We start from the raw sequence: 16,840 nt of genomic DNA on the forward strand, positions 1-16,840 counted from the left end.
GCGGACTGCGCACGCTGCGCTACGACCGCGACCCGAGCCATCGCGTGGAACTGCTGGTCGGCGCGGACAAGGTCACCGAGCGCGTGATCGCCCGCGAGACGACCACCCGAACGGTGGTACTGAGCGGCAAGGTTGGGCGCTCGCTGAACCGTTCCGCGCGCAAGGCAGGCCTGACCTCCGCCAACGTGAACTCGCTGACGGACGAAATCTTCAAGTACGACATCGACTTCAATTCCGATCTGGGCGCAGAGGACCGTTTCAGCGTGGTGGTCGAACAGACCTGGCGCGAAGGCGAGCTGATCAGCACCGGGCCGGTGCAGGCCGCCACGTTCACGGTGGACGGCAAACTGCATTCGGGCTTCCGCTTCACCCGCCCCGGCGGCAAGCCGGAGTACTTCACCGCCGCCGGCCGGCCGTTGAAGAAGAACTTCATTCGCATGCCGATCCCCTACGCGCGCATGAGCTCCAAGTTCGGCGCGCGTCGCCACCCGGTCCTGGGCACGATGCGGATGCACAAGGGCGTGGACTACGCCGCCTCCAGCGGCACGCCGATCATGGCGGCCGGCGATGGCCGCGTGCAGTTCGCGGGCTGGCAGGGCGGTTATGGACGCACCGTGATCCTCGACCATGGCCGTGGCCACACCACGCTGTACGCGCACATGTCGCGGATGGGCAAGATCAAGCAGGGCCAACGCGTCGCGCAGGGCACCGTGATCGGCTATGTCGGCACCACGGGGCTGTCGACCGGCCCGCACCTGCACTACGAATTCCGCATCAACGGCGTGCACCGCAATCCGCTGTCGGTGACGATGCCGCCGCCGGAACCGCTGGGCGGCGCGCAGCTGGCGGCATTCCGCACGTACACGGCCAATGCGCTGACACGCATTCGGACCGTGGAAGACGTCATCTACGCCGACGTGGGCCCGGCCGAAGGAGCGACCAAGCCCGCCACCGTCGCGGCGGCCAAGCCTGCCGGCAAGGGCGGCAAGGGCTGATCCTTCACCCACGCATGGCGGCAATCCGGAAAAGGCGGGACACTGTCCCGCCTTTTTCTTTGCCTGTCGATTCCGCATGACGACCCCCGCTTCCACCGAGCTTTACCTAGGCCTGATCTCCGGCACCAGCGCCGATGGCATCGATGCCGCGCTGGTCCGGTTCGAAGACTCCCCGACGGGATTGGGTTGCGAGCTGGTCCATGGCCGCACATTCGCCTGGGATCCGGCGTTGCGTGCGCAGTGGGTGGCCCTGGGCCAGGGCGCGGACAACGTGTCGCTGGACGGACTCGGTTCGCTGGACGGCCTTGCCGCGCGCGCATTCGCCGATGCCGCATCCGCACTGCTGGAAGAGGCGGGCGTGCCTCGCGGACGCGTGCGCGCGCTCGGCTCGCATGGCCAGACCATCCGTCACCGCCCGCACGCGGACCCGCCGTTCACCTGGCAGCTCGGGGATGGCAATGTCATCGCCGAACGCAGCGGGATCGACACCGTGGCCGACTTCCGCCGGCGGGACGTGGCGGCAGGCGGGCACGGTGCACCGCTGATGCCGGCGTTCCATGCCGCCCTGCTCGGTTCGCTGCAGGAAGACCGGGCCGTACTCAACCTCGGCGGCATCGGCAACTTCACCCTGCTGCCGAGGGTGGGCGACGTGCGCGGTTTCGATACCGGGCCGGCGAATGCGCTCATGGACGCCTGGTGCGCGCGCCATACCGGGCGCGCCTACGACGCCGGCGGCGCCTTCGCGGCGAGCGGACACGTGGACGCCGCTCTGCTGGCTCGCCTGCTGGCGGAACCCTGGTTTGCGCTGGCGCCACCGAAGAGCACGGGGCGGGAACAGTTCCACCTGGACTGGCTGCAGGCGCGCATGGGCGAGGTCACTATCTCGCCGGCCGACGTGCAGGCCACCTTGCTGGAACTGACTGCACGCACCGTCGCCGACGCGCTGCAGATCACCCAGCCGGCCACCCGTCGCGTGCTGGTCTGCGGTGGTGGCGTTCACAACGCGGTGCTGATGGCACGGCTGGCCGCCCACCTGCCGCAAGCGGTGGTGGAATCCACCGCCGCACACGGCCTGGATCCGGATTACGTGGAGGCGATGGGCTTTGCCTGGCTGGCGCGCGAAACGCTGGCCGGCCGGTCGGGCAATCTGCCGGCAGTCACCGGGGCCGTCGGACGCCGCGTGCTGGGCGTGGTGTACCCGGCCTAGAAACCCTTGCCGGGCGGCACATCCTTCAACGCGCTGATCGCATCGGCGAGCGCGTTGACTTCGCGGTCATCCAGGCCGCCGCGCACTTCGGATTCGCAGACGAAGAGGCCCTGTTCCAGCAGGTTGAAGATGGTGTCGTGGATGGCCCAGCCACGCGCCTGGGACACCCGCCTGATACGTTCGGCGAGGATCGGATCCACGTCCTTCAGCACGATGTCAGTCATTGTCCCGTCCCCTGCATGCCCCCTGGGCAGACTGTAGCGCACGCGCTCAGTCCGGTGCCCCGCCCGCCGACCTGTCGATGCCACTCGCCGGCTCATGGTCGCCGCCGAACCGGATCCGCGGGGCCAGCCAGAAGAACAGCGCGACCGCCGGGATCGCGACCAGGGCGGTGATCCAGAAGTACACCCCATACCCTGTCTGCTCCACGATGCCGCCGGACACCGCGCCCAGCAGTTTTCCCGGCAGCATCACCAGCGACGAGAACAGCGCGTACTGGGTGGCGGTGAAGCGCTGGTTGACCAGCGCGGACAGGAACGCCACCAGCGTGGTGCCCTGGAAGCCCTGCGCGAGGTTCTCGCCGGAAATCACCAGCGTCAGCTTCCACACATCACCGTCGGCGCCGATCAGCCAGACATACAGCAGGTTGCTGATCGCCCCCAGCACGATGCCCGCCAACAGCGGCCATTTCACGCCCCAGCGCGCGACGGCGATGCCGGCGATGAATACGCCGACCAGGCCCACCCAGACGCCCCAGATCTTCGATACCGCGCCGATCTCGGTCTTGGTGAAACCCTGGCTGAGGTAGAACGGCGCCATGATGCCGCCGCCCAGCGACTGGTCGGAAATCTTCGCGAGCAGGATGAACGCGAACAGGGCGATGGCCAGCGCAATGCCGAAACGACGGAAGAAGTCGGCGAAGGGCTCCACGACCCCCTCCTGCAGACCCTCGCTCCACGTCGTCATGCGGATCCGCACCACATCGGGCTCGCGCGACAGCAGGACCGCGACCACCGGTATCAGCATGACGGCCGCCATCGCCTGGTAGACCAGCGGCCACGACACTTGATCGGCCAGCATGAGCGCCAGGGCACCGGTAATGATCAGCGCGATGCGATAACCCAATGAGTACGTGGCCAGCAGCGCACCCTGCGATTCCTGCGGCGCGATCTCGATGCGGTACGCATCCACGGCGATGTCCAGCGTGGCACCGGCGAACGCCGTCAGCAACGTGACCCAGATGAAAGGCGCCAGTTTCCCGGGCGTCAGATGCGCCATCAGCAGCAGGCCGACGATGACTGCACCCAGCGCCAGCAACAGCCAGCCGCGCCGCTGGCCCAGACGGCCGAGCAATGGCAGGCGCCAGCGATCCACGAGTGGCGCCCAGAGGAACTTCAGCGTGTACGTCAGGCCGGCACTCGCGATCAGCGTGATGTTCTTCAGCTCCAGCCCGTTCTCGGTCAGCCAGTACGCCAGCGTGCCCGCCACCAGCAGGAACGGCATGCCCGAGGCAAAGCCGAAGAAGAACATCGTCCATGCCGACGGCTGCGCGAACGCACGCCAGACCGAAGGCTTGCCGGGACGTTCGCTTGCCGTTGTCGTCATCAGGTGTAGTCCACCGTGAAGGGGGCATGGTCGGAGAAGCGCTGCTCCCGGTAGATCGAGCAGGCCGTCAGGCGGTCACGCAGCGACGGCGTGACGAACTGGTAGTCGATCCGCCACCCCACGTTGTTGGCGCGCGCCGCACCGCGGTTGCTCCACCAGGTGTAGTCCTGGCCTTCCGGGTGCAGTACACGGTATGCATCCACCCAGCCGCCGTCGTCCGCGCACATGCCGTTCAACCAGTCGCGCTCCGGCGGCAGGCAGCCGGAGTTCTTCTGGTTGCTGGTCCAGTTCCTGATGTCCAGGCGGCTGCGCACGATGTTCCAGTCGCCGCACAGCACATAGTGGCGACCACTGCGGCGCCACTCGTCCAGCACCGGTGCCAGCCAGTCCATCACCTTGAACTTGAAGCCCTGCCGCTCATCGCCGGACGAGCCGGACGGGATATAGAACGACACCACGCTCAGGTCGCCGAAGCGTGCTTCGATGTAGCGGCCTTCCTCGTCGAAGTCCGGCCAGCCCAGCGCCGTGCGGACCTCGTCCGGCTCGCGCCTGGCGTAGATCGCCACCCCGCTGTAGCCCTTCTTGGTGCTGGCGTCGCGGAACCACGCCTTGTAGCCGGCGGGCAGGAACTCCGGTCCGGCCAGCTGGTGCTCCTGGGCCTTGGTCTCCTGCACGCACAGCACGTCGGCGTGCTGGTCGGCGAACCAGTCGAAGAACCCCTTGGTGGCCGCGGAGCGCAGGCCGTTGGCATTGAAGCTGATGATGCGCATGTGCACTACGTTCGTCGGAAACCGGGCAAGCGTACCCGAACCGGCGCTTCCGTCGCGCGGCATCGACCGCATGGCGGTTATCCTGTCGCCTGCCCTGTTCATCCCGCCACCGCCCATGTCCGATCACGGTTCCCGCTTCCTCCAGCTCGCACTGCACGCGCAGGCCCTGCGGTTCGGCCAGTTCACGCTGAAATCGGGACGTCAGAGTCCGTACTTCTTCAATGCGGGCCGCTTCGACAGCGGCGGACGCCTGGCCGGACTGGCGGCCTGCTACGCCGATGCGGCGGAAGAAGCCGGCCTGCAGTTCGACCTGCTGTTCGGCCCCGCCTACAAGGGCATCCCGCTGGCGACCGCACTGGCCTGCGAGTACGCCCGTCGTGGCCGCGACCTGCCGGTGGCCTTCAACCGCAAGGAAGCCAAGGACCATGGCGAAGGTGGCCTGCTGATCGGTGCGCCGCTGGAGGATCGCCGCGTGCTGATCGTGGATGACGTGATCACCGCGGGCACCGCGATCCGCGAGGCATTGGGCCTGATCCGCGCGGGCGGCGGCACCCCGGCCGGGATCGTGGTCGCCCTCGACCGGCAGGAGGTGCTGGGCGAACCCGGCACAGGCGGCGCGCGCCGCTCGGCCGCGCAGTCGGTGGCCGAGGAGACCGGCGTACCGGTGGTGGCCGTGGCCAACCTGCATGACCTGCTTGCATTTGCCGGCGAAAGCGCCGACCTTGTCCGCCATCGCGACGACCTGCTGGCCTACCGGGCCCGCTACGGCAGCGCGACCCAGGACTGACGCAGCAGGGGGCTGCCATGACCGTCCGCACTTCCCTGGCGTTGTCGGCCGTATTGCTGGCGCTGGCACCCACCGTGCTCGCGCAGGGCAAGAACAATCCGTCCACGCCCGCCAACAAGAAACTCTTCTGCTGGGAAGAGAAAGGCCAGCGCGTCTGCAGTGATGCGCTGCCCGCCGATGTGGTCAACGCGGCACGCGACGAGATCAGCGCGACCAGCGGACTGCGCACCGGGGGCGTCGGCCGCGCGATGAGCGAAGAGGAACGCGCCCAGGCGGCCATCGCGGCCCAACAGAAGATGATCGACGACGCCGCCTCGGAAATGCGGCGACGTACCGATGCCGCCATGCTGATGTCCTACCGCAGCGAGGAAGAGTTGCGGCGCGTCTTCAACGAACGCACCGCCATCGTCGACAACAACGTACGCACCGCGCGCTACAACGCGGTCAGCCTGCGCGAAGGCCTTGTCAGCCTGCTGCAGACCGCGGGCGATCAAGAGCTGGCAGGACGTCCGATCCGTGCGGACATGTCCGCCACCATCCACCAGCGCCATGCCGAGCTGCTGCGTACCCGTCGCCTGCAGCAGAGCTTCGAGGCCCAGCGCGCGCAGCTGGACGTCGAGATCGCCGATATCCTGCAGCGCTACCGCAACATGAAGGGCATCACGGCCGAGGCCGCGGAAGAAGCGGCCACCCCGGCGATGGCACCTGCGCGCAACTGACCCGGTAAACCCCTCCGGAAACCTCTGGAACGACGACGCCGGGACAAGCCCGGCGTCGTGGTCATGCCGCTCCGGAGCCCGGCAGGCGTCAGAACGTCATCGTCAGTTCCGGTGCAAGCGCCTGCAGGCGGGTACGGAATTCGGTCTTGATCCGCTCGAGCGCCTCGCGGTTGTCCGCCTCGAAACGCAGCACCAGGATCGGGGTGGTGTTGGACGCACGCACCAGGCCCCAGCCATCGTCCCAGTCGGCACGCAGGCCATCGATGGTAGACAGGCGTGCGCCCTCGAACTCGGCGCCATCGACGAAACGCTCGACGATGGCATGCGGCGTGCCTTCGTCCACCGCTACCTTGATCTCCGGCGTGGACACGCCATCGGGCAGCTCGGCCAGCACTTCCGACGGCGTTTCGGCACGATTGGCCAGGATCTCCAGCAGGCGCGCGGCGGAATACAGCCCGTCATCGAAGCCATACCAGCGTTCCTGGAAGAAGAAGTGGCCGCTCATCTCGCCAGCCAGCTCGGCACCGGTCTCGCGCATCTTGGCCTTGATCAGCGAATGGCCGGTCTTCCACATCATCGGCGTGCCGCCGTGGCGCAACACCCAGCCCTGCAGCTTTCCGGTGCACTTCACGTCGAAGATGATCAGCGCACCGGGATTGCGCTCCAGCACATCGGCAGCGAACAGCATCAACAGGCGGTCGGGGAAGATGATGGCGCCTTCCTTGGTCACCACGCCCAGGCGGTCGCCGTCACCATCGAACGCCAAGCCGATGTCGGCATCGAAGCGCTTCACGGTCTGGATGAGGTCTTCCAGGTTGTGCGGTTCGCTGGGGTCGGGGTGATGGTTGGGGAAGGTGCCGTCCACGTCGCAGTACAGCGGGATGACTTCCGCGCCGATGGCTTCCAGCAGCTGCGGGGCGATGTCGCCAGCCACGCCGTTGCCGGCGTCCACCACGACCTTCAGCGGGCGCTCCAGCTGCACGTCGTCGGCGATGCGCTGGATGTAGTCGGCCGAGACATCGCGCTGCTGCAGGTCGCCGCGCGCGTTGGCCACGAACAGGCGGTTGTCGCGGATGCGTTCGTACAGGTCGGTGATCGCGTCACCGGACAGCGTCTGCCCGCCGACCACGATCTTGAACCCGTTGTAGTCCGGCGGATTGTGGCTGCCGGTGACCGCCACGCTGCTGCCGGTGCGCAGGTGATAGGCCGCGAAATAGGCGACCGGGGTGGGCGCCAGGCCGATGTCGATGACGTTCCGGCCGGCCTTGCGCAGGCCTTCGATCAGACCGCCGACCAGGTCGGGGCCCGAGAGGCGGCCGTCGCGGCCCACCACGATGTCGGTGAGGTCCTCGTCGCGCATCACCGAGCCGATGGCGAGGCCGATCAGTTCGGCGACCTCCACGCTCAAGGTCTGCCCGACGATGCCGCGGATGTCGTAGGCGCGGAAGATGCCGGGATCCACCACCACGGCCTTGGCTTCGGCCTGGGTGTACTCATCCTTGGGCGCGGTACGCGTGCCGCCGGCCGGCGGCGGCGGGGGTTCGCGCATCAGCGCCTCGCCCAGTGTGGGTTCATCCGTCTCGCTCACTTCTGCTCCTTTCTTGCCCAGACCACCCATGCGAATCCCGCCGCGCGCGACCAGCACCGACACCACGGTGAGGCCGGCGAGCAGCACCGCCACGATCATGGCCGGAATGGCGCCCAGCCCCAGCGGACCGGGCTCGCTGACGGGGACCGCCGTCGCCACGCGCAGGCCGGTCTTGCCTACCGCGCGCGCCATGCGCTCCGCGCTATCCTCCAGGCCGTTGTTGCCGCGTTGCTTGATGGAATAGCTGCCCTGCCGCAGCGCAAGATAGCCGCCGGGCAACGCCACGCCATCGAAGGCCTGGGTCAGCTGCGTGAGCGGCAGGCGAACGTAGATGACGCCCTGCGGCGCGGATGCCGCCATGCCGAACGCAGTCTGCTTGCCGTCCTTCACCACGCGGGCCGCGATGCCATCGCCCTGCATGCCGTCCTCCAGCAGTGCCAGCTTGCTGAAGCCGAAGGTCGCGGCATCCTCGTAGGCCGCCTGCAATGCGCCATCCAGGATCTCGACGTGCTCCACGCCCGCCCAACCGTCCTTCAGGGCGGCCACGGCGGCGGCCGTATCGTTGGCGGCCAGGGCCGCCTTGACCGGCGCGGATGCGAGCCGCTGCTCGAACTGGCGGATCTGCGCCGCATGGCTGGCCTGCACCGCCTCGACCGCACGATCGCGGGCCTGCCCGACCTGTTCCAGCAGGCGCGCTTCGCGCCACTGGCGGACACCGCTCCAGGCCAGCAGGGCTGCGAGCAGCGCCAGCAACACCGCCAGCTTCGGCAGCGCGCCGCGCAGATCGCCCACGGGAATCCGCTTGCGGCCCTCGTTCGTCGTGTTCATCGCTTTGTCCCCTGTCATCGCACGCCGGTGTGGCCGAAACCACCCGTCCCCCGTGCGCTGTCAGCGAAAGTATCCACCACTTGCAGGTGCACGCGCACGACCGGCAGCACCATCACTTGAGCGATGCGGTCACCGGGCTGGATGGTGAAGGTCTCATGCCCCCGGTTCCACACGCTGATCAGCAGCGGGCCCTGGTAATCCGCATCGATCAGGCCGGTGCCGTTGCCCAGCACGATGCCGTGGCGATGGCCGAGGCCGGAGCGCGGCAGCACCACCGCGCACAGGTGCGGGTCGCCCAGGTGCAGCGCGATGCCGCTGGGCACCAGCGCCGCGTCGCCAGGTTCGAGCACCAGGGGCGCTTCCAGCGCCGCACGCAGGTCCATGCCGGCGCTGGCCTCGGTGGCGTAGGCCGGGAGCGGCCATTCGTCGCCGAACCGCGGGTCCAGCAGCTTCACTTCCACGGCACGGGGTGCACTCATGCGTTCAGTCGCTCCACGATCAGGTCGATCAGTTCATCGGCCAACTGCGTCTTCGGCGCGGAGGCGAAGCTGCGCTCGCCGTCCTTCCAGTACGCCGTCATCGCGTTCTGGTCGCTCTCGAAGCCGCCATCGGCAATGCCCACGCGGTTGGCCACGATCATGTCCAGCCGCTTGGCCTCCAGCTTCCTGCGCGCGTACTCGGCGACATTGTTGGTCTCGGCGGCGAAGCCCACCACCAGCTTCAGGGCCTGCGTCTGCGCGGCGACTTCGGCCAGGATGTCGGGCGTTCGCACCAGATCCAGCGCCAGCGACTCGCTGGACTTCTTGATCTTGTCGGCGGCCGGCTCGCGCGGGGTGTAGTCGGCCACGGCAGCGGCGCCGATGTAGATGTCGGCCGGCAGCGCGGCGAACACCGCCCGGTGCATCTGCGCGGCCGAACGCACGTCCACGCGCGCGACGCCTGCCGGCGTGGCCAACTGCACGGGCCCGGCGATCAGGGTGACGCTGGCGCCACGGCGCGCTGCGCTGGCGGCAACCGCGAACCCCATCTTGCCGCTGCTGCGGTTGCCCAGGTAGCGCACGGGATCCAGGTCTTCGTAGGTGGGGCCAGCGCTGACCACCACGTTGAGCCCGGCAAGATCCTGCGGCACCGTGGTGGCGCGGAGGGCGGCGCCGGACAGCGCAGCGACGATCTCTTCAGGCTCGGCCAGCCGGCCCGGACCGGACTCGCCCTCGGCGAGCGGTCCATCGTTCGGTCCGACCACCTCTACGCCGCGTTCGCGCAGCGTGGCCAGATTGGCCTGCGTGGCGGGGTGCTGCCACATGCGGTGGTTCATCGCCGGCGCGATCATGATCGGCGCGGTGGTGGCCAGGCACAGCGTGGCCACCAGATCGTCGGCCAGCCCATGTGCCAGGCGCGCCATCAGGTCGGCCGTGGCCGGCGCGATGACCACGCGATCGGCCCACCGGGCCAGTTCGATATGGCCCATCGCCTGCTCGGCGGCGCCGTCCCACAGCGTGGCGCGGGTGGGTTGGCCGGACAGCGCCTGGAAGCTCAGGGGCGTCACGAACTGCTGGGCCCCCGCCGTCATGGCGACCTGCACCTCGGCCCCGGCATCGCGCAGCCGACGCACCAGCTCCAGTGCCTTGTAGGCCGCGATTCCGCCGCCCACGCACACCAGGAGGCGCTGTCCCGCCAGATCACGCATCTTGTCCGATCCGCTCACGTCGGCCCGTCCCTACGTCCATACAAGCGATTAGCTTACCCGAACGCCCCTCATCACCCGATGCACGCCCGGCGTCCGCCGACCGATCCTGTCGCCATGCACATCCGCGACTGGCCCCACGACGAACGCCCCCGCGAGAAGCTGCTCGCCCGCGGCCCCACCAGCCTCAGCGACGCCGAACTGCTGGCCATCTTCCTGGGCTCGGGTCTGCGCGGGCGCGATGCCGTCGCCACCGCGCGCGACCTGCTCGCCACCCATGGCCCGCTGCGCGCGCTGCTGGAACGTCCCCCCGCCGAACTGACGGCGCTGCCGGGCCTGGGGCCCGCCCGTGCGTGTGCCCTGGCGGCCGCGCTGGAGCTGGGCACCCGCCTGCTGCACGCCGCCCTCGAACGGGGTGACGCCATCAGCGACCCGGAGGCCGCCGGGCGCTACTTCGCCCAGCGGTTGCGCGGCCGGCGACACGAGGTGTTCGCGGCCCTGTTCCTCGATACCCGTCATCGCGTGCTGGCATTCGAGGAGTTGTTCCAGGGTTCGGTGGACAGCGCCGAGGTCCATCCGCGTGAAGTGGCCCGTCGCGCATTGGCGATGAACGCGACCGCCCTGATCGTCGGCCACAACCATCCTTCTGGATGCGCAGAACCCTCGGCCGCCGACCGCGCCGTGACGCAGCGCCTGAAGCAGGCGCTCGCACTGGTGGACGTCCGGTTGCTGGACCACTTCGTCATTGGCGATGGGCCACCCCAGTCGATGGCCGCGCGTGGATGGGTGTGAGGACGGCCTTCGCTGAACCATGCCGATCCCACGGGGAGGACCGGAAAACCTAGAATAGGCGGTTCCCACGCACCAAGACGGTTCTCCGTGAAAGCTTCCCTTCGCGCCTTGATCGCCCAGGGCATCGACGCCCTGCGCACCGCCGGCACCCTGCCGGCCGATGCCGCCACACCCGACTTCGTGGTCGAACGTCCCAAGACGCGCGAGCACGGCGATTTCGCCACCAACGCCGCCATGCAGCTGGCCAAGGTGGCGCGCAGCAATCCGCGCGCCATCGCCACCGCCCTGGTGGCGGCGTTGCCGGCCAGCGACGACGTCGTGAAGGTCGAGATCGCCGGCCCCGGCTTCATCAACTTCCACATGAGTCCGGGCGCCTATCAGCGCGAAGTGGCCACCGCGCTGGCGCAGGGCGCCGCCTACGGTCGCAACGACAGCGGTGGCGGGCGCACCGTCGGCGTGGAGTATGTGTCGGCCAATCCGACCGGTCCGCTGCATGTCGGCCATGGTCGCGCAGGTGCGATCGGCGACTGCATCGCACGCGTACTGGCTGCCAACGGCTGGAACGCCAAGCGCGAGTTCTACTACAACGACGCCGGCGTGCAGATCGACAATCTGGCCAAGTCCACCCAGGCACGTGCGCTGGGCAAGTCGCCGGACAGCGAAGGCTGGCCGGAAGACGGCTATCGCGGCGACTACATCGCCGACGTGGCGCAGGCCTACCTCGACGGCGATTCGGTCGAGGTGGAAGGCCACGTCGTCACCGGGGAGAAGGATCCCCAGGACCTCGACGCTATCCGCCGCTTCGCCGTGGCCTATCTGCGGCGCGAGCAGAACCTGGACTTGGCCGCGTTCGGTGTGTCGTTCGATCGCTACTTCCTGGAAAGCTCGCTGTACTCGGACCGGAAAGTGGAGGAGACCGTGAGCAAGCTGATCGCCTCCGGTCACACCTACGAGGAAGGCGGTGCGCTGTGGCTCAAGTCGACCGACTTCGGCGACGACAAGGACCGCGTGATGCGCAAGTCCGACGGCACCTACACCTACTTCGTGCCGGACGTGGCCTACCACCTCAGCAAGTGGCAGCGCGGCTATGAGCGCGCCATCACTGAGCTGGGCGCCGACCACCACGGCTCGCTGGCGCGAGTGAAAGCCGGCCTGCAGGCCCTTGGCGAAGGCATTCCTGCCGGGTATCCCGAATACGTGCTGCACCAGATGGTCACGGTGATGCGCGGTGGCGAGGAAGTGAAGCTCTCCAAGCGCGCCGGCAGCTACTTCACCCTGCGTGATCTGATCGAGGAAACCAGCGCGGATGCGACGCGCTGGTTCCTGATCGCGCGCAAGCCGGATTCGCAGCTGACGTTCGATATTGATCTGGCGCGCCAGCAGAGCAACGACAACCCGGTGTTCTACGTGCAGTACGCGCATGCCCGCGTGTGCAGCCTGCTGCGCCAGGCGGGCGAGAAGGGTTACGCCTACGACCAGGCGAACGGACTGGCGAACCTGGCGCGCCTGGACGACGACACGTCGCTGCAGCTGATGGTGGAACTGTCCCGCTATCCCGAAGTGGTGGAAGCGGCCGGCGAATCGCTCGAACCCCATGGGGTCGCGCAATACCTGCGCGAGTTGGCCTATGCTTTCCATACGTGGTACGCCGGCACGCCCGTGCTGACCGACGATGCGCAGGCACGTGATGCGCGGCTGGCGCTGGCACTGGCGGTACGCCAGGCGCTGGCCAATGGACTGGACCTGTTGGGCGTAAGCGCGCCCGAGAAGATGTGAGCGGAGAGCAGTAGATGGCAGCAAGGCGCGGCAAGAGTCAGGCCACACGCAATTCCAGTCAGGCCACGCCCGCGTGGGTCTGGCTGATCCTCGGCCTGCTCATCGGCCTGGCGGTGTATTTCGTCGTGCCGGGGCTGGGCAAGAAGGACGGTGATGGCTTCTTCCGTCCCACGCCCAACCCTGACGCGCAACCCGCCCCCGTCGACAGCGCCGATGTGGAAGCCGTGGTGCCCGACGCGCCGAGCAACGAGGCACCGGCCACCGCCCCGACGACGGACGATGCCGCCGCGAAGGAAACCCAGTACGACTTCTACACCCTGCTGCCCGGCAAGGAAGTGCAGATGTCCGACGCGGAACTGGCCGCCAGTGCACGCGAGGAAGAAGCACGCAAGGCGCGCGCCGCCCTCAACGGGCAGGCCACGACACCCGTCGTGGCTGCGCCGGCTGCCGCCGCAGCGGCCCAGCCGACACCGATCAACGAAACCGCGCCTGCCCGCCCGGCCGAGACACCGCGCGCCGCAGACATCCCTCCCGCACCCAAGCCTGCTGCCACCGTGGCCAGCGCGGACACCGGCGCGCGCTACATCCTGCAGGCCGGCGCCTTCGGCGCATCGGGCGATGCCGAGGCCACCAAGGCCAAGATCGCCATGCTGGGCCTGAGCGCCCGCGTGGAGTCGGCACAGATCAACGGCAAGACCGTCTACCGCGTGCGCATGGGCCCGTATGGCACGGCGAGCGAACTCGCCGAGGCGAAGCAGAAACTCGCCAGCGGCGGACTGCCTGCGATGGCGGTGAAGGCCCAGTGAGTGCCACGCGGCCGACGCTGCAGCGCCTGATCGTGGCGACGGCCGCGGCGATGGGGTCGCTGCTTGTCGCCTCGTGGCTGGTCGGCCTTGTCCTGCCCGCACACTGGCAGGAGGTGGTGCAGACACGCTGGGGATTCCTGGCACCGGTCAGCTACGTCGTGACCGCCCTCTGCATGGGGCTGGGTGGCGCGCTGGCAGGCCATCGCTTCCTGATCGTCGCCGTCGGCCTGACGCTGGCGGTGTGGATCGCGACGCTGTCGGTGCTGGCCGGCATCGCCGGTGCGGCCTCGGACATGTCCTACCCCCTCGGTTTCCTGCTGCGCACGAACGCGCTCAGCGCGACGCTGTCCGTGGTCGCCGCCGCGCTCGGCACCTGGCTGGGTGCCCTCTGGTATGCGCGCCGCTGACCGCGAACCGTTTTCCCTCCGCGAAGGAATCCCCATGACCCGTACCGCCCTCATCACCGGCGCCACATCCGGCTTCGGTGCCGCCGCCGTCCGCCGCTTCGCCGCTGCCGGCTGGCGCGTGATCGCCACGGGCCGCCGTGCCGAGCGCCTGCAGGCGCTGGTGGATGAAATCGGTGCCGACAAGGTGCATGCCGCCGCGTTCGACATCCGCGACGAAGCCGCGATGGACGCCGCACTGGCTGCAGTGCCGGCAAGGTTCCGCGACATCGACCTGCTGGTCAACAACGCCGGCCTCGCGCAGGGCACCGCACCTGCACAGCATGCATTGCTGTCCGACTGGCGCACGATGATCGACACCAACATCACCGCGCTGGTCACGCTGACGCACCGCTTGCTACCGCTGCTGGTGGAACGCAAGGGCGCCATCATCAACATCAGTTCCGTTGCCGGTGTGTATCCGTACCCCGGCGGCAATGCGTACGGTGGCAGCAAGGCCTTCGTCAGCCAGTTCTCGCTGGGCCTGCGCAGCGACCTGCACGGTACCGGCGTACGCGTGACCACCATCGAACCCGGCATGGCCGAAACCGAATTCACCCTGGTACGCACGCATGGCGACCAGCAGGCGTCGGACAAGCTGTACACCGGCGCCGCGCCGATGACGGCCGACGACATCGCCGACACCATCTTCTACGTCGCCACCCTGCCGCCGCACCTCAACATCAACCGGCTGGAGATCATGCCGGTGACGCAGTCGGTGGCGGGCTTCCAGGTCGCGCGCGCGTAGTTGCTTCGCACTCCCGTAGCGTGCGCCACGCGCACGTCACGGGACATCCGGCATCGCGAGGCCGTGCGCAGAGCGCACGCTACGCCAGCGGTTCGTCCGAGAGGTAGGTGTAACCGGTAAGCCCCGCTTCCAGCGCGTCAGACAGCAGTTTCGATTCGTCGGCCGACAGGCCCGCCTCTTCCACGCGCTGGCGATACACCGCGCGCAGGTCGTCCAGCCGGTAGCCCACGTAGTCGAGCATCACGTCGGTGGTGTCGCCACGGCGCTGCTGGGTGAGCAGGTAGCCGGTGCCGGCATCGGCGCTGACTTCCACCGCGTCGGTGTCGCCGAACAGGTTGTGGATGTCGCCCAGGATTTCCTGGTACGCGCCGACCAGGAAAATGCCCAACCGGTAGCTTTCACCCGGCTTCAGCGCGTGCAGCGGCAGTGAGGAGTCCAGACCTTCGTTCTCCACGTAGGTATCGATCATGCCGTCGGAATCGCAGGTCATGTCGGCGATCACGCCGCGGCGGTCAGGTGCCTCGTCCAGACGGTCGATCGGCACGATCGGGAACACCTGGTCGATCGCCCACACGTCGGGAATCGATTCGAACACGCTGAAATTGACGAAGTACTTGTCCACCAGCCGTTCGTTCAACTCGTCCAGCAGGTCGCGGTGGCTGCGCTCGTCGCTGCTCAGGCGGCCGCGCACGGCATGCGCGATGGCGTAGAACAGGTCGTCGATGCGGGCGCGGTGCACCAGGTCGATCTGGCCCAGCGCATACAGCGACAGGCCTTCGCTGTGGTGGTGTTGCGCCTCGTGGAACAGCTCCACCGCCGGCCGCGTGTCCAGCTCGGCATGGATCTCGCGCAGGTGGCGGATCACCGCCGGCTCGTCGTCGTGCGACGGCGGCACGCGGCCTTCCGGCGCCTGCTCGACTTCCGACACGTTCACTACCAGAACCGCGTGATGCGCGGTCATCGCGCGGCCACACTCGGTGACGATGCGCGGCGGAGTGAGTCCATTCTGCTCGCAGGCCTCGGCCAGTGGCTGCACGATGTTGTTGGCGTACTGGCTGATGCCGTAGTTGATGGAGCAGTAGCTGCGCGAACGCGTGCCCTCGTAGTCAATGCCCAGGCCACCACCGACGTCGACATGGCTGATGGTCGCGCCCAGCTTGGACAGCTCGATGAAATAACGCGTCGCTTCGCGCATGCCGTTGGCGATGTCGCGCACGTTGGATATCTGCGACCCCATGTGGAAGTGCAGCAGGTTCAGCGTGTCCTGCAGGCCAGCCTCGCGCAGCTGCTTCCACAGGTCCAGCACCTGGCGCGGGGACAGGCCGAACTTGGCCTTGTCACCACCGCTGTTCTGCCACTTGCCGGCACCGAGCGTGGCCAGGCGCATGCGCACGCCCAGGCCGGGCTTCACGCCCAGCTTGCGCGACTCTTCGATCACCAGCGCCAGCTCGGACGGCTTCTCGATGACGATGAAGGTCTGCAGGCCCAGCTTGCGGCCGATCAGCGCCAGGCGGATGTACTCGCGGTCCTTGTAGCCGTTGCAGACGATCAGCCCGCCCGGGCGCGACAGCGCCAGCACGGCCATCAGTTCGGGCTTGCTGCCGGCTTCCAGGCCGAAACCCTCGCCTGCGTGCGAGGCCAACGTGCCGGCGACACCGCGATGCTGGTTGACCTTGATCGGATAGACCGCCGTATAGCCGCCCTTGTATTCCCAGTCGGCCTGCGCCTGCGCGAACGCGGCCTGCAGCTTGCCCAGGCGGTCGCCCAGGATGTCGGGGAAGCGCACCAGCAACGGCAGCTGGGCGCCTTGCGCACGCGCGGCGTCCACGACTTCCGGCAGCGGGATCACCGGCCCCTGCGCGCCCTTGGGCGACACCACGATGCGGCCGGCGGCGTCCACGTCGAAATACCCTTCGGCCCAGTGCGGGACGGAGTAGGTCTTGCGGGCGCGGTCGGTGGACCAGGACATGGCGTTTTCCAAGGTGAGGCGAGCGGACGCGCATTCTACAGGCTGCGGTCACATGGGTCCGTTACAATGCGCCCCCGCAGCGGCAGGCCCCGTGGCCGTTGCCATTCCCTTCATGCAGGACAG

16 protein-coding genes (1 of these 16 cut by a window edge) are annotated in these 16,840 nt (G+C 68.3%); 9 read left to right on the plus strand and 7 right to left on the minus strand.

Annotated elements, in window-relative coordinates; genetic code table 11:
• Both AC3DET_RS15300 and AC3DET_RS15305 read left to right on the plus strand, forming a co-directional pair.
• Positions 1–995, plus strand: partial view of a M23 family metallopeptidase gene (locus AC3DET_RS15300; protein WP_337732531.1) — the 3' portion only. It extends 460 nt beyond the left edge of the window; the window shows 995 of its 1,455 coding nt (coding positions 461–1,455); its start codon lies beyond the left edge, outside the window; its stop codon occupies positions 993–995.
• Between the two features lie 76 nt (positions 996–1,071).
• On the plus strand, positions 1,072–2,202 hold the full coding sequence (locus AC3DET_RS15305; protein WP_488392168.1) for an anhydro-N-acetylmuramic acid kinase: 1,131 nt from the start codon (positions 1,072–1,074) through the stop codon (positions 2,200–2,202).
• Here AC3DET_RS15305 and AC3DET_RS15310 read toward each other — a convergent pair.
• Genes AC3DET_RS15310 through AC3DET_RS15320 form a run of 3 tightly spaced genes read right to left on the minus strand, consistent with a single transcriptional unit; the run spans position 2,199 to position 4,577 of the window.
• A complete protein-coding gene (locus tag AC3DET_RS15310) occupies positions 2,199–2,426 on the minus strand; it encodes a hypothetical protein (RefSeq protein ID WP_192199883.1) in 228 nt (75 codons plus the stop codon). The genes AC3DET_RS15305 and AC3DET_RS15310 overlap by 4 nt on opposite strands.
• 46 nt (positions 2,427–2,472) lie before the next feature.
• A complete protein-coding gene (locus tag AC3DET_RS15315; RefSeq protein ID WP_488392169.1) occupies positions 2,473–3,807 on the minus strand; it encodes an AmpG family muropeptide MFS transporter in 1,335 nt (444 codons plus the stop codon).
• A complete protein-coding gene (locus tag AC3DET_RS15320; protein ID WP_488392170.1) occupies positions 3,807–4,577 on the minus strand; it encodes an exodeoxyribonuclease III in 771 nt (256 codons plus the stop codon). The genes AC3DET_RS15315 and AC3DET_RS15320 overlap by 1 nt, the downstream gene beginning before the upstream one ends.
• A gap of 115 nt (positions 4,578–4,692) precedes the next feature.
• Between AC3DET_RS15320 and pyrE the strand changes: the two genes are divergently transcribed.
• Both pyrE and AC3DET_RS15330 read left to right on the plus strand, forming a co-directional pair.
• Positions 4,693–5,364 (plus strand): orotate phosphoribosyltransferase, encoded by a 672-nt coding sequence (gene pyrE / locus AC3DET_RS15325; RefSeq protein ID WP_192199882.1) that lies wholly within the window; start codon positions 4,693–4,695, stop codon positions 5,362–5,364.
• A 17-nt stretch (positions 5,365–5,381) separates the two neighbouring features.
• Entirely contained in the window at positions 5,382–6,083 is a 702-nt protein-coding gene (locus AC3DET_RS15330; RefSeq protein ID WP_488392171.1) for a hypothetical protein, read from the plus strand.
• Positions 6,084–6,171: 88 nt separating this feature from the next.
• On the opposite strand, the gene AC3DET_RS15335 is transcribed toward AC3DET_RS15330, so the two are convergent.
• From AC3DET_RS15335 to coaBC, 3 genes are read right to left on the minus strand one after another with little or no spacing between them, the layout of a single operon-like run.
• The gene (locus tag AC3DET_RS15335) at positions 6,172–8,499 is read right to left on the minus strand and encodes a phosphomannomutase/phosphoglucomutase (protein ID WP_488392172.1); all 2,328 of its coding nucleotides are present in this window, start codon (positions 8,497–8,499) and stop codon (positions 6,172–6,174) included.
• 14 nt (positions 8,500–8,513) lie between these two features.
• Positions 8,514–8,978 (minus strand): dUTP diphosphatase, encoded by a 465-nt coding sequence (gene dut / locus AC3DET_RS15340; protein ID WP_488392173.1) that lies wholly within the window; start codon positions 8,976–8,978, stop codon positions 8,514–8,516.
• Positions 8,975–10,186: a bifunctional phosphopantothenoylcysteine decarboxylase/phosphopantothenate--cysteine ligase CoaBC gene (gene coaBC / locus AC3DET_RS15345; protein ID WP_488392174.1), complete on the minus strand. Its 1,212-nt coding sequence runs from the start codon at positions 10,184–10,186 to the stop codon at positions 8,975–8,977. Before coaBC ends, dut begins: the two co-directional genes overlap by 4 nt.
• Positions 10,187–10,300: 114 nt before the next feature.
• Between coaBC and radC the strand changes: the two genes are divergently transcribed.
• The 5 genes from radC (at position 10,301) to AC3DET_RS15370 (ending at position 14,748) form a co-directional block, all read left to right on the plus strand.
• Complete coding sequence (radC, locus tag AC3DET_RS15350) at positions 10,301–10,975, plus strand: RadC family protein (protein ID WP_192199877.1); 675 nt, start codon at positions 10,301–10,303, stop codon at positions 10,973–10,975.
• Between the two features lie 87 nt (positions 10,976–11,062).
• Positions 11,063–12,751: an arginine--tRNA ligase gene (argS, locus tag AC3DET_RS15355; protein ID WP_488392175.1), complete on the plus strand. Its 1,689-nt coding sequence runs from the start codon at positions 11,063–11,065 to the stop codon at positions 12,749–12,751.
• Between the two features lie 14 nt (positions 12,752–12,765).
• Positions 12,766–13,557, plus strand: a complete 792-nt coding sequence (locus AC3DET_RS15360) for an SPOR domain-containing protein (protein ID WP_488392176.1) — start codon at positions 12,766–12,768, stop codon at positions 13,555–13,557.
• Positions 13,554–13,964 carry a hypothetical protein gene (locus tag AC3DET_RS15365; protein ID WP_337732328.1) on the plus strand — a complete coding sequence of 137 codons (411 nt, stop codon included), beginning with the start codon at positions 13,554–13,556 and terminating at the stop codon, positions 13,962–13,964. Before AC3DET_RS15360 ends, AC3DET_RS15365 begins: the two co-directional genes overlap by 4 nt.
• Positions 13,965–13,998: 34 nt before the next feature.
• Positions 13,999–14,748, plus strand: a complete 750-nt coding sequence (locus AC3DET_RS15370) for an SDR family NAD(P)-dependent oxidoreductase (protein WP_488392177.1) — start codon at positions 13,999–14,001, stop codon at positions 14,746–14,748.
• A 79-nt stretch (positions 14,749–14,827) separates the two neighbouring features.
• Here AC3DET_RS15370 and speA read toward each other — a convergent pair whose 3' ends face one another.
• Positions 14,828–16,717 carry an arginine decarboxylase gene (speA, locus tag AC3DET_RS15375; RefSeq protein ID WP_446538810.1) on the minus strand — a complete coding sequence of 630 codons (1,890 nt, stop codon included), beginning with the start codon at positions 16,715–16,717 and terminating at the stop codon, positions 14,828–14,830.
• Positions 16,718–16,840: the final 123 nt, after the last annotated feature.

It is taken from the genome of Pseudoxanthomonas sp. 97-1-1 (assembly GCF_057773125.1).